The organism is Peribacillus sp. NPDC060253, from assembly GCF_042727425.1.
Taxonomy (GTDB): domain Bacteria; phylum Bacillota; class Bacilli; order Bacillales; family DSM-1321; genus Peribacillus.
The window spans coordinates 1-20,739 of the sequence record NZ_JBHXAS010000055.1 but is presented as its reverse complement, the minus strand read 5'-3'; the positions used below and the strand labels follow the sequence as shown (position 1 = coordinate 20,739).

The window sequence follows — 20,739 nt, the reverse complement described above, 5'->3', positions numbered from 1 at the left end:
ATAGAAATCACTCCTTCATGCAATGGATTTTTCAAACAAAAAAAAGCATTGACTTAATAGTCACTTCAGCATTATAATTTTGACCTATTGGTCACAACCAAATAAGGAATAAAGTTCAAGGAATGGAGAAATGGTATGCAAATGGAGAAAAGAGCAGTTAATACTAAGCTTGTCATAACTGGATTGATCATTGGAATGTTTTTCAGTTCATTGGAACAGACGATCGTCGGAACGGCCATGCCGACTATTATCGGGGAATTGAATGGATTTACCATCTTCGCATGGGTAACGACTGCCTATTTAATAGCCTCTACGACTGTTGTACCGATCGTTGGAAAGCTATCTGATTTATATGGCAGACGTTCCCTTTATCTGATTGGCACGATCATTTTTACGATTGGTTCGTTTTTATGTGCCACTGCCACTTCGATGGAGCAGTTAATCATCTATAGGGGTCTGCAAGGAATCGGCGGCGGGATGATCATGCCACTATCCCAAACGATAATAGGAGATATATTCTCTGCGGAACAAAGAGCCAAATGGCAAGGTGTATTCGGAGCCCTTTTTGGTTTAAGTTCTGTCATTGGTCCTTTTCTGGGTGGCCTGATCGTTGACCATATCAGCTGGCATTGGATCTTTCTGATCAATGTACCGACAGGCTTATTATCTGCCATTTTGATTTATGTCGGGCTGAAACATGAAGGCATTCGAAAATCAGAGAAAGTGAATATCGATTATCTTGGTATTTTCACCTTGATTCCTGGTATTGTCCTGTTATTATTGGGCTTAACATTCGGTGGTGATAAGTTCGAATGGAAATCACTTGAATCTCTCTTGATTTTCGGCAGCACCCTCGTCTTCATTGCCCTATTTATTATTTTTGAAAGAAAAGCAGTTGAACCGATCCTTGATTTATCCCTCTTTAAAAATAGAGTTTTTGCCACCACGAATATTTTGGGATTCTTGCTGGGCCTTGGCATGTTCGGGGCAATCATGTTCGTCCCACTGTTCATGCAAGGCGTACTGGGAGTTTCACCGACAAAAGCGGGATCGACCATGACTCCGATGATGATCGGTATGATTCTTTCCAGCGTCATTGGCGGGCGGTTACTGTTGAAATTCCGGTTTCGTACCGTGCTTACCTTTGGAATGGCCTTTGCGACGCTCGGCTTCTTCCTAATGAGTACGATGGACGATAGTACGACTATTTTCACAGCTTACTCATTCATGGCCATCCTTGGGATCGGAATGGGTCTTGTCATGCCAACATTGATGATTGCCGTTCAAAATGAATTTCCAAAATCACAGCTCGGGTCTGTTACAGCGGCTTCGACCTTCTTCCGGTCGATAGGAGGAACGATGGGCATCACGATATTGAATGCTGTCATGAATCATAATCTACAACAAAATATGGATGATGCGGTCGTAAGCCAAAAGAACCCTATATTGCATGAGGCACTGAAAGCGTTAGCCGATAAAACGGATGCGTTATTCAACATCATGCTTTTTCCTGAAAACCTTAAAATGCCGGCAGAGGTCAGCAATGTCCTTTTAAAATCAATTGAAAATGCTTGGATCCATGCATTTTCCAGTGTGTTTGTCACAGGTATCTTTTTTGTTGCCGCAGGAATATTAGTGGCACTATCCGTGGGCTCCGGCAGAATCAAAAGAGAGCAAGAAACGGAAAAAGAATTAGGTTAAAAACAAGCTCGGGACCGGCTGAATATATCAGCCGGTCTTTTTAATCCATGCATTCCTATGTTTCTTTTCCAACATTAAGGGAATTTTACCTATAAGAGACTAAATGGAGGGATACTATGAACAAGATAAATAATCATTCAATTTTACCTGCGGATTTTTATAAGCAGCCCACGCTTGAACTAGCCAAATCCCTCCTCGGCTGCCTGATTGTAAAAGAAACACCGGATGGGACCGCTTCTGGTTTCATTGTTGAATCCGAAGCCTATATGGGCCCTATTGACAGGGCTGCACATAGTTTTGGAAATAGACGGACAAAACGGACGGAAGTGATGTTCAGTAAGTCCGGATTGATATATACATACGTCATGCATACACACACATTGGTCAATGTCGTAAGCGGCGGGCCCGAGAATCCGGAGGCCATTTTAATCCGAGCTGTGGAACCTTATTCAGGGCTTGAGTTAATGCAGGAAAGACGCGGAATTGCCGATATTCATAAATGGACGGATGGACCTGGGAAGTTAACTAAAGCACTAGGCATCACTATGGATGATTATGGTCGTCCATTTACGAGTCCTCCGCTTTATCTTGCTGAAGGGAAAAAACCTGGACACATATCCAGCGGTCCCCGCGTCGGAATTGACAACTCTGGGGAAGCAAAAGATTATCCGTGGCGGTTTTGGGTTACCGACAACCCGTTTATTTCTCGCAAGAATTTAATAAAAAAAGGATGACCCAAAAATGCCCGTGAGATGTTATCCCCTCTTAGCTTACAAAGGATACAAGTTACCTGTCGGTTTGTAACCATATGTGGAGGGGATTTAGCGATGTCCGAAATAACCGCTACAATTGTTATCGTTAAAAATACAAGCTGAGCATTAGTGCCTGCCTTCGATAGCATTACTGCTTCAACCAACCCTCTCCAAAAAGAGCTGCCGAAGCAACTCCTTATTGAAGTAAAGCACTGCTTGTTTGTTGAAGGCTAATCAATTAGCTTCATCAATATTCTCTCTTGTTTCCCTTTTTTACGAATTCCCAATCGACTTCAATATTTTTCCTAACCCTCTGAAGAAGATTAAAGATTGTTTCTGTTTCTTCAGTGGAAAATCCAGATAATGCAACCAAATTGGAATATTCTCCTTCTCTCATTAATAACGGATAAATTTTTTCACCTTTCTCAGTCGGAAATAGTTTTTTATTTTTTTTGTTATTTTCATCACTTTTCTTTTCAATAAAACCTTGAGTTTCGAGTTTTTTTATTGCACGAGCTGCCGTTGTACGGTCAACCTTTATCATTTCTGCTAATTTTTCTTGAATGATTCCTTGATTCTCACATATTCGAATAAGGTATAAATACTGCCCTTTTGTAAGGTCAAATTCTTTAAATTCTATGTTGCTTATGGAATCTAAAGACCTGGCTATCATTCCTATTTCACGGAGAATTTCCGTCATTTACAAAACTCCTTAATACATTTGTTTTTGTTGCATTTACAACAAAGGTTTTTTAACTTATACTATTAAATGGCTATCATTAATTATGACTGGTCTGAATCATTAAATCTAGAAAGGACTGAAAAAAATTGGAGTCAAAAAGAATAACACAGATTAACGATTTTAAAAAAGCCTTTCATATCAGGAAAGAAGTCTTCGTTGAAGAACAGGGTGTGCCATTAGAAGATGAGTTTGATGAATTCGACACACTAAACGAGCTCTCTGAACACATTTTAGTTTATTATAATGAACAACCTGTCGGAACTGGACGAGTAAGATGGGTTGATGACATTGGTAAATTGGAGAGAATCTGTATCCTAGAGCCTTACCGTAAATTTGGTCTTGGTAAAGTAATTATTAAAGCGTTGGAAGAAATAGCAGAAGATCAAGGTATATCCCGGGTTAGACTACACGGGCAATCACAGGCAGAGGGCTTTTATAAAAAACTTGGCTATCAGACTTCATCAAGTATATTTATGGAAGACGGTATTCCTCATATTTTAATGATAAAAGAATTATCTACTAATTAATTATGAAAAAGTTGAGAAAAGCGAAATATTTTTTTATGGATTAGGAATCTTGATATTAACCCTTGGTATTTCTTTAACTATCCTATCAGACCTTGGAACCTCACCATTTGATGCACTTTTGGTCGGCCTCTCTATAAAAGTGGGTTTAACTGTAGGAAGTTGGGAAGTCATACTGGCATTTATGATGATATTCTGTAATGCGTTTTTAAAAAGGCAAAGACCAGAGTTTTTGGGTTTGCTAACAGCCTTTATTACCGGTCTTGCAATTGATATATGGCTTTTCATCTTGCATCTTTTGATGAATCCAGAGCATTGGTTCAGTAAACTTGTTTGTTTAGGAATAGGTTTAATCGTTATAGGACTAGGAACTGCAATTTACTTACAAACAAATTTTGCGCCTATCCCTGTTGACCGTTTAATGTTGATAATTAGAGATTTAACTAAAATGAATATCCTGTTTTCGAAAACATTAATTTATCTCCTCTTCTTGACAATGGCAATCATATTCAATGGTCCAATCGGCATTGGGACTCTATTAACCGTTTGTTTAGGAGGCCCGATTCTTCATTACTTCATGCCAATTATTGAAAGGGTATTAAGCAACTTCACAATAAAAAACTCTAAACCATCATTTCGAATTGATCTCGATGAATAGAATCATGTTCAGAAAACATCCTTATCACCGCAAGTTTTACTACTACTATTTTAAAACAAAAAAGACTGTAGGCAAAAGGAGTTCTATCTACGTTTAAAACAAAGTGGATTGGAACGGGTGTGCGAAACTCCTCCGAGGGCCGCGGATAGCGTGTGCCTGCAGTGGAAATCAACGGTCAATGTCAAACCCTCCAAAACTGTGGTCGATTGGTAATTCTATCTTAGTTTTAATGCAGGTTTGAAACGGAAGGTATGAGACTCCTGCGGCAATACGCCTCCATGGGAGACCCCGCAGGCGCAAAAGCGCCGAGGGCGGGCCGCCCGCGGAAGGCGAGTGCCTGCAGTGGAAAGAAACGTTTGAATTTTACAACCCTCAAAAAAAACTGTAGGCACCCCCCCATTATTAGCGAGTTTGTTTACAGTCTGAAGCCATTCTATCTAGAATGGTTTTACTTATTTCCAATCCTGCCCTTAAGCTCTAGAAAAAGGGTGCCACAGCACTTCAATAGAAGTAATGCACCCATACAAGAATGGAAATTTATGATTGAAGAGCTTTCCGTAATGATTTTTTCATTGCTTCTACAAAGTTGTTTCGTGTTTCATCAGATACTTCTGACAAGGAAAGATAGGGATTTAAATCTTCTAGTTCGACTAATAAAAGTTCCCCTTCCTCATTACGACAAGCATCAACTCTTTGAATCCCCCAATCAAGATTATTCCAATCGATAAATCGTTTAGCAAAGGCTAAATCTTCTTCGGTAGATACATACTCTTTTAATTTCCATCTTTTCTTTTTATCTGGTGCATAAAGGGCGTACTGAAATTCCTTGTTGATAAAATAAAATGAGACTTCATATTCAAAATTGATAAATGGCTGTACCAATGTATTTTTCGATGCCGAATCAACTTTTTCACTCAATTCACCTTTCGTAATAAATTCCATCCCGATAGAATCTGCTCCATCCTTCGGCTTTACGATATACGTATCTACATTAGATAGTTTTTCTAGGGAATCAAGCGTATCAATAGTTGGAATAACAGGAAATTGTGCATTGGTTAGTTCAATTAAGTATTCCTTTCCATTCATATCAGCCTTTCCATTAAACGAATTATAGGTTTTTAAATGTTTCGAAACAATCCGGGTTCGGAACGCTTCATATTTGTCTTTATAATTCGCTACGGGACCTGCATTTCGGAAAACAATTAAATCAGCATGATCTTCAAATGCTTCAATGTCTTCAGGATGACAGATCAACAAATGAAACTCTTCGCGAAGTTTTGAAGTAAGATATAAATCCTCCTCGTAATAATTTCTCCCTTTTGCTTCATAGTATAAATCTGTTATAAATAGTAACTTCTTCATATCGCGTTCACCCGCTTCTCTTAAATTTGTGTTATTAATAAACCAGCTAAAAAACAAAAAATCCCGTCTCAGTAAGAGACGAGATTGAAACTCGCGGTACCACTCTTGTTTAATAAAGTGTTTAAAAAACACCTTACTACCCTTTACATACGTACGATCATACGTTGTCCCTTGTAACGGAGGAAACCGATAAAGCCTACTAAACTTCGACTTTACTTCTCAGAGATGATTTTCGGCATTATCTGAACACTGGCTTTCAGCAAGCACCAGCTCTCTTTGGATCAGAAACAATAACGTACTCTTTCTCTTCATAGAATTTAAATAAAATCTGATTATTTAGACATTATTTTATATGAATCAGAAAAAAAATCAATGGTAAATCAAAGGAAGTTATTGATTTCCCTTTTCCCATCCTTCCCTATAGTTAGAAAAGGAGAGTAATCAGCTCCTAATACCCCGTTAGTTGCGTGAACCTAGGGCCCTTTAGTTCCATAAGAAAGAGCCACCGAAGCAACTCCCTTGTTGAAGTAAAATCTTAATTTTTATGTGCATTTATCATTTTAATTTCCTATGCCTGGCGAATTCATTAATACAATTCTCCACCCATCTGGATCTTCAATTGTAACACCTGATTGTTCCCAATATGGATTTTCAGGGGATACCGGATCATACCCCATATCTTTCAATCTTTTTGTGATTTCTTCAATGGTTTTACTATCAGGAATATAAAAGACAAGCAGATTATCCTTTGTTGGGGCTGGACATGGAGTTCCATCTTTATGTTGCGTAAACTCTAAATGATAGTTTGAATTAGGAAGCCCTATCATTATACCGTCATATCCTTCATGTCCTTCAAAGGAACCGATTTTTTTCAAACCTAATCCTTCACAATAGAAGTTTTCAATTTTTTTCAGTTGATCAGTAGGGCGTGCAACTCGGATTTGCGCTACTTTCATTTCTGTGGGCCATTTACCTTCCATTGTCCCATCCCTCTCTATTTTTCGTTACATGATTATATCGTTCACTTGGTGTGCTAATTAAAATTAAACAATAAGCACGGGTAAGGAATCTTCAGTAATGGGGATAATCCTTGCTATCCTTGTCGTAGACTTATACGGTGGCTAACTAACTCGACGTATCCATCGGCGAAAGCATACGGTAACTCATGATTTAAGAAAAGTTTTTACGGCAGCTAAGAAGGCTGGTAAATTAGCATCATGCACAAAGTGCCCAGCATCCTCTATCGTCACCAACTGGCAATTCGGAATTAGCTCAGAAACTTCCTGCAATTTATTTTGAGGAATATGACTGGATCCACCGCCTATAATAAGGGTCGGCATGATAATGTCTGTAAGACGCGCCCACCATTCGGGACTTGGTTCATTAAGTTGCCGTAGAATCGAAGGTACGACCAGCCAATCAAACGGTAGGGGATCAGAAGGCTTGGCAGTAATTTCGAACGGCTTATCCAGAAAAGGAGGAGGTGTGTCTTCAACAATCAGCCGTTCAACCCTTGACGGAAATGTTTCCGAAAAAAGATAGGCTACTGTTCCCCCCATGGAATGACCAATTAGCGTAAACCGTTCCAAATTCATAGCATCCGCAAATTGAAGCAAGTCATCGCACATCAGTTCAAAAGTGTATGTACCCGCTCTTGCACTCCCACCATGACCACGTTGATCTAATGCTAAAACGCGGTATTTTTCTCCTAATACAGCAGCTACTTGATCCCATGATTCTGAATCTTTCCCTAGCGCGTGAAGTGCAACAATAGGCGGGGCAGAAGGTTCCCCACTCTCACGATATTGAAAAGTGAGTCCATTCAATTTAATTTGATTCACCCGTGTTTTCATCTGCGATCATCTCCTTAGTGGACTTCGTTATTATGAAACCCGATTTATTGTACATACCTTATATATTTCAACTGATATGTGATTATTCCCTTCTCAAGCTCCTTTTCCCTTTTAATGGAGGAAACTTCAGGAGTTTCAACAAATACAAAAAAATCCTGTTAAAATGAATACAGGATTTTGATCAAACTTTCTTTTGTTATTTTTACGAAGAAAAGATAGAGTTGACGAAAGATTAAAATTTATTAACGATACCAAAAATAATTTGGTCCGTCCCATTTTTGAAACGAGTCCACACATATTGTAAATTAAACTTGTTTATCTGCCTAACTCTTAGACTTTACATACATAAATACACAGATTTTAATTACTATAAAACTTGTACTATTATTCCCGCTGCTTCTCCTTTTCCCACTTGAAATCTCGCTTATCCTGCATCAATTTGATCGCTTCATACTGAGTCCAGTCAAAAGTCACGAAATTCGTGCGTGCAGGAGTGAACCTTATCCAGCCATGCAAAAGATTATATTCCAACGTAGTTTGGGAATCTGTTCGATTACCAACTTCAGTGAAGTCATTATCTATCTCGTTGGCCCATGGATTTGTCGTATTGTCATTCGTAGGGTTTCCATTTTTAAGAGAACTGCGGATTCCAATTCCACTTTGGATGAATGGTTTCTTGTACCTGTCATTTTGACGAATGATATTCCCTTGTATGTTTGGAGCTTTATTGGAGCCAAGCAGCACAATGCCTAAATATAGGCTGTTTTCTACCGTATTTCCCCTAATTTCCGCTTTTTCCGTCGCGAGAATGCTGATGCCTCCCCTTGTTTCTACTTGAGCTTGCACATTGTTCACATAATTACCTAAGACCACGACTCCTTCTAAAAATCCCATCTTTGTTTTGTAAAGATCGGTGTATCGGGTGCCGTTCAACGAGATTCCTCTTTCGGTTTTTATGGTATTATCCTTTTTTATCCCATATTTCGTATAATCATCGGTGGTTTCTTCTCCATCACTATTAATTCGATTTCCGGAAATCGTGATGTTGCGAGGTGGATAGGCTGAAATTTTCCCTTCATCATAATCCATCCCCCCGACAACGATTGGAAAGCGCGTGTTTAAAATGACGTTTTTCGTGAATTGCACGTTGTACCCTGAATGCGTGTCAATCCCTTCTCATGTCGGATTATTGGCGACCACATTCTGATCGACGCGGATTTGTTGGCTTCGCGGGAACTTAGCTTGGTTTTCCGGGCTCGCCATAGGATCCTTCCGATGACTAAATGCCATCCCATAGCTTTGTTGGGCGCTTCCTACAGTTGCACCTGGCATGATATCGGTGACCATGGCATATTGGACGGTTACATCATTGACTGAATATCCCCCGATTCCCCCGTACCCGATATCTGAAATTTTCATGCTTCTCTTATATTCTGGATCTGAACCTTTGATGGTTACCCCTTCTACACGCTCTAAATAAATGCCATATCCCTCATATCCAATGATGTGGGTATCTTCAATGGTGATATTGCGTAGCAGTGTCGAGGTGGGGTATGTAGAAACCAAATCATCTGTGGATTTATTTTGTTCAATAGCTGTTGCTTCGATGCCTCTGTGCCGTGAGGAGTAATACTTTTTTGGATTCCCTTCCGAATCTTCCGTCCTGCGTTTCCCATCGAGGATAATGTTCTTGACGCCTGTATCACTCGCCATTTTAATGGTGACCGGATCACTTTTTGATTCCGTACATATTGTAGTGGCTGGATTCCCATTTTCCACTGTTCCTTGTAGTGTGACGCCTTCTTTCAAAAGAAGAAAGGCACTTGAGGTGAATGTTCCTTTTGATAAATGTAAGGTGCCCCGACTCCCACTCGACTCATCTTTTGGATAGCCTGCAACCGACGTAATGGCATTATTCAGGGTCGTCCGTACCGTTGACGAAGTAGAATTTGGTGCGAGTGTCAATATTTGTTTTAGATTGCCTTCTTTGTCTTTTAAATGAATGGTTTTCCCCGTTGAAGGCTCACAGGCAGGATTTTTCCCGTATGCGACGGATTGGAGAGAGAAGGCCGCTACTAGCGATAAAATGAGGATACTGATATTTCTGTATACATTACCCATAACTACTCCTTCGAAAAAGATGAGGAAGAAACAATGCATTCTTTACCTTGTGGCGTGTTGATTAATCAAAAAGGCTGTGAAGACGTTGGACTTCCCCTGTAGTGGTGCCAATAAAACGGCTATTGACGCAAATGAATTTGGTCATCAAGCATTTTATTAGATTCTTAGCGGTTACTTGTTAACTAAAATGTGTTTATATTTTTCGTAAAGTAATAAGTCTTTTTTTATAATTGATTTTACGATTAATAATACTCCAAACACTTAAAAGAATTGCAAAACATACAAAATAAACTAAACCTTCACTAGTAAATCCAAATTTATAAAAGATAATCGAGGCAATAATAAACACACTAGTTAAAAATATTTTATAAGACCAATACTTACTCATTAACAACACCTCTTTTTAATTTTAAAAATCTGAATAGGTAGTTTTAGTTGACCCCTTAAAATTCTTCTCTTTATAATATACAAATTTAAGCTGTCCTTTTTATTAGATATTGAACTTCTTTGAATATTCATTTATACCAAATTCTGATGCAGCTAATAATGACGTTACATTCCTTCTAGGAATCAAACCAGCAGCTCCTAAAAGCCGCAAAATGCTGTTATGGCACATTTGTACTTGTTCGTTCTCATAAGAAAAGCGATTCCTTTTTCAAAATCGCTATGACGGTTATTTTAATACTTGCATTCATAACTTTTTCAACTAAACTATTCCCCGAAGGGTGGTATCCTTCACCTCTAAAAAATCCCGTCTCATTAAAAGACGAGAATTGAAATTGCGCTACCACCGCTGTTTAATAAAATGTTTGAAAGATCATTTATTACCTGAACACGTACAATATACACTGTTCCTTGTAACGAGGAAACCTTGCTTCCGTTTCCGATCATCTCCTAGGAAGGTCATTTGAAACCCGATTAAATAACCCTTCTTTCTTCCATTGGATATATACCGGTTATATTTTTTCCTTTTGTGCCTCTTCAGTTAGTAAGCCTTTCATTACTTCGGCTGGATTACCTGCAATGACTGAAAAAGGCGGCATACTTTTAGTGACGACGGATCCTGCGCCAACTACACAACTTTCCCCAATTTCCACTCCTGGCAAAATAATAACCCTTGCTCCTATCCAACAATTATCATTTATAATAACTGGCTTGACTTCCCGATACCCATAAAATTTCCCTTCTTTTTTGTGGAACTTCTTGTTTCTTGTAAAGATCATGCAATCTGGAGCCAACTTTGAGTTTTTTCCTATAATCGTTTCTGCACCTACCTTACAATTAACCCCAACTGTGCAACCGTCTTTCAATATAACTGAGGGTTGAATTTCAGCTCCTTTTTCAACGCTAATTCCCTGACCAAATTCTTTAGCAATCTGTTTCGCAGTCCAATTCCTGAAGTTCCTGCCTAATATTTTCCCAAATGGGTGATTCGATTGAGGCAATAAACCGCCTATCTTTCTTAATAGCATTTTATTAATTTTAATCCAATACATTTTGAAAAAACCAGATTCCAAGTTTAACTTTTCATTTTTCGTCAACCTAATACACTTCCGTTTTTTTAATTTTTTCTTACATGTTAATATTTAACATAAGGAGCTAGTGCCTTTCTACATGCAAAAATAGAGGGAGGGTTAATGGCTTTAAGACTCTCTCAGCGTGAATAGATTTAATATTCACGAAATTAATAATCGGTTACACCTATACCTACAAATGTTCCGACCATGATTATTTTTTTGAATCCATCCTCACTTGCGCATTAACCTTTGCATTTCCAAAATTGCATAATTGAGTTGATTACTGACACGGACTCCTTCAAGGCTTGATAAATCCTTTCGTTCACCTATTTCATCCTTCTTTTTTCTATGATAGGTAATCGTTTGTTGTAAATACCAGGCTTTTCTTAATAACATCATCATCACCTGCCTTTTTTTATGGTTTTTCCTGCATTTCCACTTGCTTTTTATCCATTTTTTCTTCTACCCGATCTATAAACATCTGATTATTGATTAGTTTTTCTTTATTCGACTCTATTAGCCGCGATAATGATACAGATTTACGCATTCTTTTTCCCCCTTATCTACTAAGAAATAGCTAACCCTACTGGAAATGGATTTTTTCTAAATATGTGACTTTATGATCTTCTTCATCTTACTCTCAATTTAAAGCTTCTCGGTTTCAATTTTGAAATGACAGAGACCACTCTTGGAAGACTACCCATTTATCTTCAGGTATGTAGGACTCAGGTGATTTGGATTGCCCAATCCTTTGTTTCTTTTAATCATAAAAGCTTAGATGATGCTTTCTACAATGAGGCTGCGTTTCATGCCCATCAAACTAGTGAGTGGTGAAAAAGCCAAAAGCAGGCATGCCAAAGAAGCCAAGTGAAACGCGATATGTTTCCTAGGCTTTTGGTCTATCCTTCTCCGGCGTTACGTACATAAAAAAAACAATCAAAGGCGCTCGTCTTCTTATACCGATGACAGCTAAGTCTGTTCTATTTGTGTCATACAAAGCTGGAAATATTCTGTTTACTTTTTTCACATCCTTGAAGCATACTTTACTCAAGGTTCTTGGTATATAAGTGTGCACTCCGTTTCACCCACTCAAAAAAGGCCTTCCCTGACAGAAGGCCTTTTGGTATTACTGTTGTTTCTCTTGCTTCTCAAGGTATTGCCTCATTTTTTGAAGATACTCCGGTCCATCCATTGGATCTTTCACGATCATTTCTATAAGGCAAAGTTTTTCGGCATTCATGGTCTGAGCTTTTACGATGGCATCATCCAGTTCCCTATTCGTCTCGACTTTCGCAGTGAACGCCTCCTGGCCAAAAGCTTCGGCTAGTTTTGTATAATCCCACTCTGGTATATCGTTATATTTCTGCTTTTCGATATCGACCTTTACGTTTAGATATTTTTCTATCGTATAGCCGTTATTGTTGAGGATAAAAACTATCGGTTTGCAGCCGTTCGCAAGCATCGAGCTGATTTCCTGTGCCGTCAGCTGTATTGAGCCATCACCGGTAAACAAAAGAACACGGCGGTTTTTATCCGCTATACAAGCACCAAAGGCAGCGGGCGTCGCATACCCGATGCTCTGCCATCCTCCCTGTGCTATATATGTCGCCCCTCTTGGCAATCTAACCTGTGACATCCCATAAGAGAATGTTCCCGTTTCCGTGACCACAATGTCATTTTCCTTCAACATCTGCTGTATACGTGGATAATAGGAAGCCGCTTTTAGTAGTGCTGCTGGGTCCTCAACCATCGTGTCATACGGAAATGATATTTTTCCAACAGATTCATCCTGCCTGTAGCCAATTTCCTGCAAGGCATGTAAAATATCCTCCGCCTTGACGTTCATATAGCTGGCTGCTCCCACTTTTAAAGAGTCGGGTTGAATCTCTACCATTTTAAGAGGATTAAGCTTTGCCGTACTTTTTGAGGTATTTGTGTCAGACCAAACTGGACCAACGGCAATAACACAATCCGCCCCCTCAACGATCTCGGTTACATCCATACATCCGAAAGCTCCGCCGTATACACCAATATACTGAGGATGGCTCTCATCAAATCCACTTTTCCCCTGCATCAACGAAGCGACTGGAACATTCAACCGCTCAGCCAAATGCTGCACGGAATTCTGCAGGTGATAACGAAGTGTTTTCACGTCGACAAGCAGAACTGTTTTTTTTGCAGGCTCTAACATTCTTTTTATGTGCTCGATCGCTGACTGCAGTGCATCATCATTCGTTTTTGATTCATTTTCCGAAAGCTTGCTTTGAGAAATCACCGGTTTTGTCACGAGATCAATAGCCACTACAAGATAAACGGGCTTTTTCTTTTCCTTCGCGATTCTGATTGCTGCCGGTATCTCCCTAGCAGCGTTTTCTGGTGTAAGAATCGCCGTATAGCTCGTGATGTGCTCATAAATCTTACGAAAAACGTCAAAATCTCCGTCCATTAACGTATGATGGGCAAGCGCCTTTTCCTTTTGCATCGTGGACTTTGGCGAGCCGACAATATGAATGAGGGGCACATTTTCACTGTTAGCACCAGCGACTGCATTACATGCGCTCATTTCACCGACACCAAATGTGGTGATCAGTGCAGATATGCCCTTCACACGGGCATATGCATCCGCCGCGTAACCAGCATTGAGTTCATTTCGTCCATTAATGAATTCGATTCCATCGTATTCTTCCAAAGTATCCAGCAATGAGAAATTATAGTCTCCAGGCACACCAAAAATCTCTGAAATGCCTTCTGCCTTCAAGCAGTCGTACAAATACTGTCCCAAGGTTCTGTTCCCTGCCAAATTAATCACTCCTTCATTCGATTCATCTCTCCTTTATTTATACCCAAACAGATATAGGTTAACCGTTTAGTTATCCATATAAAAAAGGGCTGCCTTTGCAGCCCACCTTTCACACCAGTAGGAACTGCAATAGTTCCTAAACTTCACCATAATCGACCTCGGCATCAGGGAGGTTCCGAAACAATATAAGAGATATATCCCTATCTCCTCGGAAGTCATCCAAAGTGACAAAAATGAAAAACCTATTGCAAAGCAAATTAAAACCAATATCAATTTTCACTTCACTTTTTATTTTTCTATATTTCGAAAATACGATTCTAAGCTATTCTGATGGCGGCATCGAAAGAACCACTTCAGCTCACGAAACGTCCATTTTTGTTAAGTTCATATATATAACAGTTTGACACTCCCTCCACTCGATATCCTTTCAAGGTGCTCATATGCCATATGTATGAAAAATGATTCAATTTCAAATTAAGGTATCTGAAAATTCTTGATTTATTCCTTGTTTTTGATTTATATTTGAATCACCGGAACAATGGGATAGGGGGAAAATGATGAGTGATAAGAATGTAAAAAGAGTTTTGGAATGCATCATTAGCACTTCCAATAACAATATTACCGTGACCGATGAAAAGGGATTCATTTTATTTACGAATCCTAACCATTGGTGGATTTATGGAATTGAACCCGACCATTATCTAGGAAAATCCGTTTACCAGCTCGAAACGGAAGGAATACTTTCACCTTCGATTTCCGCCATGGTATTGAAAGAAAAAACACCTGTCCAGATTATGCAGCAGACAAAGACGGGGAAAATCGTCATGTCGACTGCCTTTCCCATCTTTGATGATGATGGTGATTTGGTCCGTGTCGTCAGTTATGCTCAAGATCAAACTGAAATTAGGAACCTCCAGGATCAATATGGGCAATTGGAGAAAAAGATCCAAGAATACCAATCGGAGGTCGAGGAACTTAGGGAACAGGAAGAGCTGATCTATCGCAGCAAGGAAATGCAGCAAATCGCCAATACGATACTCCGTGTTTCCAAAACGGATGCCACCGTCATGCTTCTTGGGGAATCGGGTGTTGGAAAGAGCGTTTTTGCCCGCCGACTCCATAATCAAAGTTACCGCAGCAAAGAGCCATTCATCGAAGTCAATTGCAGTACCATTCCAGAAAGTCTCTTTGAATCTGAAATGTTTGGTTATGAAGCAGGATCCTTCACCGGGGCGCAAAAGCATGGAAAGCAAGGTATGATTGAACAGGCAGATAACGGAACTTTATTTCTGGATGAAATCGGGGAACTTCCCCTGGATATGCAAGTAAAACTATTAAATGTCCTGCAGGAGAAGACTTTTAAAAGAGTGGGCGGAAAGAAAGAGCATAAGATAGATTTCCGGCTTGTAACAGCAACCAATCAAAACCTTGAGGAAATGGTTGAAAAGGGAGCATTCAGGCTCGATTTGTATTACCGCTTAAATGTGATTCCCGTCCAAATACCGCCTTTACGGGAAAGAAAAGAAGATATTGCCATCTTAATCAATCATAATCTCGAAATCATCAACAAGAAGTACAAAACCGATAAGAAATTGCACCCTTCCACTTACGAAATCCTGATTAAGCATAAATGGTCAGGGAACGTGCGGGAATTGGAAAATCTAATTGAACGGCTCATTTTGACCTCGGAAGACTCCATCATTTTCCCAGGCTTCCTCCCCTCCCATTTCCATGGACAAGAATCCCTGGAAAAAAAAGATGATATCCTAATGATCGATCAAATGATGGTTGAGGACCATGATCTAAAGACCGCTCTTGAACAAGTGGAAAAATGGATGATGTTGAAAGCTAGTAAACAATGTAAATCCACCTATGAAATGGCTGAATTTTTAGGGATTAGCCAGCCTTCCGTCGTTAGGAAGATGAAAAAATATAAAAATCAACTAACCATTCAGCAAGGGAACTAAAAGGCTCATTCATTCCTGTCGTGGAGCTGGAAAAGCGGATTGAAGTCTTATAAAAAAAGAGACCTTCACATTGAAGGTCTCTTTTTCTTACTTATTTGATACGCCTGCCGACTCAAATGTTGCCATCTCTTTAATGACCAATGTCGCTGCCTTTAGAATAGGGTATGCCACGGCGGCTCCTGTTCCTTCTCCAATTCTCATCCCTAAATCGAGGATCGGATTCTTACCCAGTAATTCTATGGCCGTTCTATGACCTGGTTCTGCCGATTGATGTCCAACAAACATATAATCGGCTGCACGGTCTGAAATAAGGTTGGCCAAGACAGCAGCGGTGGTCGTAATGAATCCGTCAACAAGAATGGGTATACGGCTGTTCGCTGCAGCGAGCATGGCACCTGCCATACCTGCAATCTCGAATCCCCCGATTTTCATTAATATATTGATAGGATCATCGGGACTAGGATTTCTTAGTGAAATCGCTTTTTCAATAATTCTTTGCTTATGTAAAATACCTTCCGATTTCAATCCTGTTCCCTGTCCCACTAGTGATTCTACGCTTTTCCCGCTTACGACCGAGATGATGGCGGAACTGGCTGTCGTATTTCCGATTCCCATTTCACCAAGGATCAGGCAATTCGCTCCACGAGCAATCATTTCCTGTGCACGGTCAAATCCAATTTCAAGCGCTTGAATGACTTCTTCCCGTGTCATCGCATCTTCTTTATAAAAGTTCCTGGTTCCACGGCGGACCTTTCTTGAGGTTAATTCCGGTTCTTCGATATCTGCATCGATCCCTATATCTACAATGTCCAAGTAAGCGCCTATCGCACGGCTGAATACATTGATGGCTGCTCCGTCATTCAAGAAATTGAGTGCCATTTGCTCTGTCACTTCTTTTGGATAAGCAGAAACTCCCTCTTCCGTTATTCCATGATCTGCTGCAAAAACGATCACTCCCGGTTTCGAAATGTCAGGAAATGCCGCTCCTGTCATCTTGGCCAATTCGATGATCCATTCTTCAAGACGTCCTAAGCTTCCCTGAGGAACAGTCAGCGAATCAACATGGCCTTTCACTTGCCGTCCCATTTCTTCATCCAGCATCGGGATGGAGATGGGTGCTAACCCATTCGTCATATTAACCCCTCCAAAATTCAAAATGAAAAACCTTCCCCATCGGAAAAGGTTCTTATCCATCATCTGTTATAAATATAACATCGTCCACATAATTATCTACGATTATTACTTCGGCGCTCCCATTTTATTTAAAGGATAGATACGAATTTCCGCTTTGCCTACAAGTGACTGCTCAGAAATAAAACCAAATCCTCTTCCATCCCAACTATTCCTGCGATTATCCCCCATGACAAATAAAGAACCAACTGGTACCTTGGTTTTCCCAAACGAATCTTTCAGGTTGAAATTCTCCGTCAGATTTTCTCCCCTTGGAATTTCCGCTTTTTTTGTTTCCAAATACGGTTCTGTATACTTTTTCCCATTGATATATAGCACATCATCTTGCATAACTACACTGTCACCTGGTAAACCGATCACCCTTTTTATATACAACTCATCCCTGTCTGGAGCATTAAATACAACCATATCAAAACGTTCGGGCTTTCCGACTTTAGTTACTACGATCCGATCATCGTTTTCATAAGTCGGCTCCATGGATTCACCTTTGACGGTCACTGGCGTAAATAAAAACTGTTGGCAAATAAATACGACCATTATCGCAAATAAGATAGATTTCAACCACGAGAATACTTCACTTTTCCTATCATCCTGCATGCTAGACCTCCTCCCCTCCATAGTGAACGGCTAACACTTTGAAAACCGATGATCTTTCAGAATATCGTCCAGTTTCAACTGGAAAAATTGTAACATATTCATGTACAGCTTGCGAGAATGAATCATTTTTTCATAGCTAAAGAGTCGATTTTACATGTACATGTCTGAAACAGGAAAATAGGTGGCCTTAAAAACGGCTCATGCACTTACTTGGTATCAACGAATGCTCGCTTCTTAGGATCGCTGAAAGATTATTTCCTAAGCATCCTTTTTCCCTTTCATTTAATTTCCAATTATAATAGGTAAGTGGAACTTATTAACATGATTATCCATGAAAAATAAACTGTCGGAGGTAATGATGATGAAAGTTGTTGCAATAGTGGGAAGTATTCGTAAAGAGTCTTATAACCTAAAGCTTGCTAAATATATTCAAACTAGATATCAAGATCGGTTTGATCTCGAAATCTTAAACATTCGGGATCTTCCTTTCTATGACCAAGATATTGAAAATGATCCTCCTGCAGTCGTAAATGAATTTAAAAGTAAAGTGGCTGATGCAGATGCAGTCCTATGGGTAACACCTGAATACAACGGGACGATTCCAGGGGTATTGGGCAATGCCATCGATTGGTTATCGCGTGTCGATAAGGTATTGATCGGTAAACCTTCATGGATCATGGGTGCGTCCATGGGGCAATTAGGAACAGTTAAAGCTCAATTGCATTTGCGTGAAATCTTATTTGCTCTAGGTATCTCCTCCCCACTTCTCCCTGGGAATGAAGTATACGTTGGAGCCGTGCATGATAAAATCGATAGTGACGGAAGTCTTACACATGAATCGACTGTCCAGTTCATCGATACGGTCGTTGATAATTTCATAAACTGGTATAATCATCACACTCGATAATCTTTTAAACAAAAATCCCGGCAGGAATTGATCCTGCCGGGATTATTTTAATCAAGAATCGTGAGAAGCGACCCTTTACCTCAATGGCTGATTTGCGCCTTTTCCAAGCGGATGACTTATCCTCTTCCAGCTTGGAACGAAGGATATTTGGTCATCCCGCCATCAGCGAATAGAGTGATGCCCGTTACATAACTGGATTCTGAAGAAGCCAGCCATGCAGCAACCGCGGCAATTTCCTCAGGCTTTCCGATATACCCCATTGGAATCATGCTTTCCAGATCCTTTTTCTTTTCGGGATCTTCAAGCTTGTCAGCATTTATTGGCGTGGCTATGGCTCCAGGCCCAATGCTGTTCACACGAATCCCTTTCGGCGCATACTCAAGCGCCAGGGTTTCCGTAAGCAACTTCACACCGCCCTTGCTTGCTGCGTAGTGAACGAATAAGGGCCAGGGAATCATCTCATGTACACTGGACATGTTTATTACATTCCCTTTAACATTGTTCTCTACAAAATACTTGATTGCTTCACGGCAGCCTAAGAAATTGCCTGTCAAGTTGGTATTGATTACTCTATTCCAGTCGCTTAACGGCATTTCGTGCGATGGAACAGGATTTTCTATTCCTGCATTATTAATGAATATATCAAGTTTGCCGAATTCCTTTATCGCAGATTGAACAAGGTTAATCATATCTTCTTCAACAGTGACATCGCCTTTCACTGCAACAGCTTCCCCACCATTGGTTTTGATTTCTTCCAATACACTATCCGCTTCCTCTGATTTATTGCGATAATTAACCACGACCTTTGCCTTTTCCTGTGCAAAGCGAATGGCCATCGCTTTTCCCAACCCAGTGGATGAACCGGTTATCACAACGACCTTACCTTCTATATCTGTATACATTTCATCGCCCTCCAATTAACTTTTTGCCAGTCCTAGCATAATCCCGGCTATGATGATCAAGATAATTCCAATAATGATTCCAATCAGTTGGCGTTTTGTTTTCTTCTCACGTAAAATGATGATCCCGCCGAGAGTTGAGATGACTATGCCCATTTGAGATAGGGAAAAACTCGTAGCGACTCCCACACGAGGCTGGGAAATGAATAAAAACATGTTACCTGCAGCCCATATCAATCCGGGAATGATATTCCGAATCGCATATTTGTTAAACGGTTTATGTTTAAAAGTCAATAACAGACCGCCTATCACCATACCAATCGCTTGAGGGAACAACGCCGACCAGCCATTAACATCAAAAAGACGGGCAACGACCACATAGACCAAATAACCAAACGTCGAGATGAGGAGAATAACGATTCCTTTCTTCAAGTTTCCCTTTTTACCCTCTTTTGACTCTTTATCTTCCAATGAAGTCAGGACAATACCAATAATAATGAAAACTAAGGCCAAAACCCCTAAAATGATCGCTTTCATTGTGGACCATTCGTGAAAAACAATGACTCCGAATAAGGTGGTCGATATGAGCTGCAACCCGGTTGAGATCGGCATCGTTTTGGATACGCCCATTAAATCAATGCTCTTAAGCTGATTAGCTTGTCCAACAGCCCAAAAAAGACCAGAGACAACCCCTACTCCAAACACCAAAAGAGACAACTTAATATCAGCAAAAATAAAAACCCCAATTGAAAAAATCAAGGCGCCAATCGTTGTACCTAATGTTTGACTATAGGGTCCCCCACCTAGTTTCACATTGAATAAAACGATGCTTCCCCAGAATAATGCCGGTAAGAGAGCTAATAATATATCCATCTTCAACCCCCATATGTAAGTTCAAATCCAATGCAGGAAATTTTTTGTCTTCTTTTAATATGTTCGCATTCTTTGAATTGAGTCTTGGTAATTTTATGAAGTATCATTTTTATGAAGGGAAGATTGATTTGGATTTAGACACATCCGCCACAAATAGATTCAACACAAAAAGGGCTGCCCTTGAACTGCACCCCAATTGTTAGACAACATCTAACAATTGGAGGTGCAGTTTTTTTGACTAAATATACGATAGACGAAAAATTACATGCAGTTTT

The 20,739-nt window shown here is 39.9% G+C and carries 20 protein-coding genes and 1 other annotated feature; of the genes, 6 read left to right on the top strand and 14 right to left on the bottom strand.

Going from position 1 to position 20,739, the window contains the following annotated elements; genetic code table 11:
- The first annotated feature begins 135 nt into the window (after positions 1-135).
- Positions 136-1,701, top strand: a complete 1,566-nt coding sequence (locus tag ACFWE9_RS15220) for an MDR family MFS transporter (protein WP_230157219.1) — start codon at positions 136-138, stop codon at positions 1,699-1,701.
- A gap of 116 nt (positions 1,702-1,817) precedes the next feature.
- A complete protein-coding gene (locus ACFWE9_RS15215; protein WP_377357507.1) occupies positions 1,818-2,435 on the top strand; it encodes a DNA-3-methyladenine glycosylase in 618 nt (205 codons plus the stop codon).
- A 265-nt stretch (positions 2,436-2,700) separates the two neighbouring features.
- On the opposite strand, the gene ACFWE9_RS15210 is transcribed toward ACFWE9_RS15215, so the two are convergent.
- The gene (locus ACFWE9_RS15210) at positions 2,701-3,153 is read right to left on the bottom strand and encodes a MarR family winged helix-turn-helix transcriptional regulator (protein ID WP_230157221.1); all 453 of its coding nucleotides are present in this window, start codon (positions 3,151-3,153) and stop codon (positions 2,701-2,703) included.
- A 128-nt stretch (positions 3,154-3,281) separates the two neighbouring features.
- Here ACFWE9_RS15210 and ACFWE9_RS15205 point away from each other — a divergent pair, with 128 nt between their 5' ends.
- Both ACFWE9_RS15205 and ACFWE9_RS15200 read left to right on the top strand, forming a co-directional pair.
- Positions 3,282-3,722 carry a GNAT family N-acetyltransferase gene (locus ACFWE9_RS15205; protein WP_377357505.1) on the top strand — a complete coding sequence of 147 codons (441 nt, stop codon included), beginning with the start codon at positions 3,282-3,284 and terminating at the stop codon, positions 3,720-3,722.
- 49 nt (positions 3,723-3,771) lie between these two features.
- Entirely contained in the window at positions 3,772-4,377 is a 606-nt protein-coding gene (locus tag ACFWE9_RS15200; protein ID WP_377357503.1) for a YczE/YyaS/YitT family protein, read from the top strand.
- A gap of 537 nt (positions 4,378-4,914) precedes the next feature.
- On the opposite strand, the gene ACFWE9_RS15195 is transcribed toward ACFWE9_RS15200, so the two are convergent.
- From ACFWE9_RS15195 to ACFWE9_RS15155, 9 genes are all read right to left on the bottom strand, one after another.
- Positions 4,915-5,739 (bottom strand): ATP-grasp domain-containing protein, encoded by an 825-nt coding sequence (locus ACFWE9_RS15195; RefSeq protein ID WP_377357501.1) that lies wholly within the window; start codon positions 5,737-5,739, stop codon positions 4,915-4,917.
- A gap of 71 nt (positions 5,740-5,810) precedes the next feature.
- Positions 5,811-6,060, bottom strand: a binding site (T-box leader).
- 239 nt (positions 6,061-6,299) lie between these two features.
- A complete protein-coding gene (locus ACFWE9_RS15190; protein WP_377357499.1) occupies positions 6,300-6,719 on the bottom strand; it encodes a VOC family protein in 420 nt (139 codons plus the stop codon).
- Between the two features lie 183 nt (positions 6,720-6,902).
- Positions 6,903-7,592, bottom strand: a complete 690-nt coding sequence (locus ACFWE9_RS15185; RefSeq protein ID WP_377357497.1) for an alpha/beta fold hydrolase — start codon at positions 7,590-7,592, stop codon at positions 6,903-6,905.
- A gap of 384 nt (positions 7,593-7,976) precedes the next feature.
- Positions 7,977-8,738 (bottom strand): right-handed parallel beta-helix repeat-containing protein, encoded by a 762-nt coding sequence (locus tag ACFWE9_RS15180; protein WP_377357495.1) that lies wholly within the window; start codon positions 8,736-8,738, stop codon positions 7,977-7,979.
- A 30-nt stretch (positions 8,739-8,768) separates the two neighbouring features.
- Positions 8,769-9,713: a hypothetical protein gene (locus ACFWE9_RS15175; RefSeq protein ID WP_377357493.1), complete on the bottom strand. Its 945-nt coding sequence runs from the start codon at positions 9,711-9,713 to the stop codon at positions 8,769-8,771.
- 956 nt (positions 9,714-10,669) lie between these two features.
- Positions 10,670-11,254 carry an acyltransferase gene (locus ACFWE9_RS15170; RefSeq protein ID WP_290370548.1) on the bottom strand — a complete coding sequence of 195 codons (585 nt, stop codon included), beginning with the start codon at positions 11,252-11,254 and terminating at the stop codon, positions 10,670-10,672.
- Between the two features lie 207 nt (positions 11,255-11,461).
- Positions 11,462-11,626 (bottom strand): hypothetical protein, encoded by a 165-nt coding sequence (locus ACFWE9_RS15165; RefSeq protein WP_230157230.1) that lies wholly within the window; start codon positions 11,624-11,626, stop codon positions 11,462-11,464.
- Between the two features lie 19 nt (positions 11,627-11,645).
- A complete protein-coding gene (locus ACFWE9_RS15160; RefSeq protein ID WP_230157231.1) occupies positions 11,646-11,777 on the bottom strand; it encodes an FbpB family small basic protein in 132 nt (43 codons plus the stop codon).
- A 579-nt stretch (positions 11,778-12,356) separates the two neighbouring features.
- Positions 12,357-14,039 carry an alpha-keto acid decarboxylase family protein gene (locus ACFWE9_RS15155; protein ID WP_377357490.1) on the bottom strand — a complete coding sequence of 561 codons (1,683 nt, stop codon included), beginning with the start codon at positions 14,037-14,039 and terminating at the stop codon, positions 12,357-12,359.
- Between the two features lie 548 nt (positions 14,040-14,587).
- Here ACFWE9_RS15155 and ACFWE9_RS15150 point away from each other — a divergent pair.
- A complete protein-coding gene (locus ACFWE9_RS15150; RefSeq protein WP_377357488.1) occupies positions 14,588-15,997 on the top strand; it encodes a sigma-54 interaction domain-containing protein in 1,410 nt (469 codons plus the stop codon).
- 87 nt (positions 15,998-16,084) lie between these two features.
- On the opposite strand, the gene cobT is transcribed toward ACFWE9_RS15150, so the two are convergent.
- Positions 16,085-17,131 (bottom strand): nicotinate-nucleotide--dimethylbenzimidazole phosphoribosyltransferase, encoded by a 1,047-nt coding sequence (gene cobT / locus ACFWE9_RS15145; protein ID WP_230157238.1) that lies wholly within the window; start codon positions 17,129-17,131, stop codon positions 16,085-16,087.
- Between the two features lie 105 nt (positions 17,132-17,236).
- Positions 17,237-17,785: a signal peptidase I gene (lepB, locus tag ACFWE9_RS15140; protein ID WP_230157240.1), complete on the bottom strand. Its 549-nt coding sequence runs from the start codon at positions 17,783-17,785 to the stop codon at positions 17,237-17,239.
- A 361-nt stretch (positions 17,786-18,146) separates the two neighbouring features.
- On the opposite strand from lepB, the gene ACFWE9_RS15135 reads away from it, so the two are divergent.
- Positions 18,147-18,692 carry an NADPH-dependent FMN reductase gene (locus tag ACFWE9_RS15135; protein WP_230157242.1) on the top strand — a complete coding sequence of 182 codons (546 nt, stop codon included), beginning with the start codon at positions 18,147-18,149 and terminating at the stop codon, positions 18,690-18,692.
- Between the two features lie 116 nt (positions 18,693-18,808).
- On the opposite strand, the gene ACFWE9_RS15130 is transcribed toward ACFWE9_RS15135, so the two are convergent.
- Both ACFWE9_RS15130 and ACFWE9_RS15125 read right to left on the bottom strand, forming a co-directional pair.
- On the bottom strand, positions 18,809-19,594 hold the full coding sequence (locus ACFWE9_RS15130; protein WP_230157244.1) for a glucose 1-dehydrogenase: 786 nt from the start codon (positions 19,592-19,594) through the stop codon (positions 18,809-18,811).
- 15 nt (positions 19,595-19,609) lie between these two features.
- Positions 19,610-20,464: a RhaT/GlcU family sugar-proton symporter gene (locus ACFWE9_RS15125; protein ID WP_230157246.1), complete on the bottom strand. Its 855-nt coding sequence runs from the start codon at positions 20,462-20,464 to the stop codon at positions 19,610-19,612.
- Between the last annotated feature and the right edge of the window lie 275 nt (positions 20,465-20,739).

Excerpts from the sequence above, each read along its gene's own strand:
- ACFWE9_RS15220 (WP_230157219.1), top strand. The coding sequence starts at position 136 with ATGCAAATGGAGAAAAGAGCAGTTAATACTAAGCTTGTCATAACTGGA.
- ACFWE9_RS15215 (WP_377357507.1), top strand. The coding sequence starts at position 1,818 with ATGAACAAGATAAATAATCATTCAATTTTACCTGCGGATTTTTATAAG.
- ACFWE9_RS15210 (WP_230157221.1), bottom strand. The coding sequence starts at position 3,153 with ATGACGGAAATTCTCCGTGAAATAGGAATGATAGCCAGGTCTTTAGAT.
- ACFWE9_RS15195 (WP_377357501.1), bottom strand. The coding sequence starts at position 5,739 with ATGAAGAAGTTACTATTTATAACAGATTTATACTATGAAGCAAAAGGG.
- ACFWE9_RS15190 (WP_377357499.1), bottom strand. The coding sequence starts at position 6,719 with ATGGAAGGTAAATGGCCCACAGAAATGAAAGTAGCGCAAATCCGAGTT.
- ACFWE9_RS15185 (WP_377357497.1), bottom strand. The coding sequence starts at position 7,592 with ATGAAAACACGGGTGAATCAAATTAAATTGAATGGACTCACTTTTCAA.
- ACFWE9_RS15175 (WP_377357493.1), bottom strand. The coding sequence starts at position 9,713 with ATGGGTAATGTATACAGAAATATCAGTATCCTCATTTTATCGCTAGTA.
- ACFWE9_RS15165 (WP_230157230.1), bottom strand. The coding sequence starts at position 11,626 with ATGTTATTAAGAAAAGCCTGGTATTTACAACAAACGATTACCTATCAT.
- ACFWE9_RS15160 (WP_230157231.1), bottom strand. The coding sequence starts at position 11,777 with ATGCGTAAATCTGTATCATTATCGCGGCTAATAGAGTCGAATAAAGAA.
- ACFWE9_RS15150 (WP_377357488.1), top strand. The coding sequence starts at position 14,588 with ATGAGTGATAAGAATGTAAAAAGAGTTTTGGAATGCATCATTAGCACT.
- cobT (WP_230157238.1), bottom strand. The coding sequence starts at position 17,131 with ATGACGAATGGGTTAGCACCCATCTCCATCCCGATGCTGGATGAAGAA.
- lepB (WP_230157240.1), bottom strand. The coding sequence starts at position 17,785 with ATGCAGGATGATAGGAAAAGTGAAGTATTCTCGTGGTTGAAATCTATC.
- ACFWE9_RS15135 (WP_230157242.1), top strand. The coding sequence starts at position 18,147 with ATGAAAGTTGTTGCAATAGTGGGAAGTATTCGTAAAGAGTCTTATAAC.
- ACFWE9_RS15130 (WP_230157244.1), bottom strand. The coding sequence starts at position 19,594 with ATGTATACAGATATAGAAGGTAAGGTCGTTGTGATAACCGGTTCATCC.
- ACFWE9_RS15125 (WP_230157246.1), bottom strand. The coding sequence starts at position 20,464 with ATGGATATATTATTAGCTCTCTTACCGGCATTATTCTGGGGAAGCATC.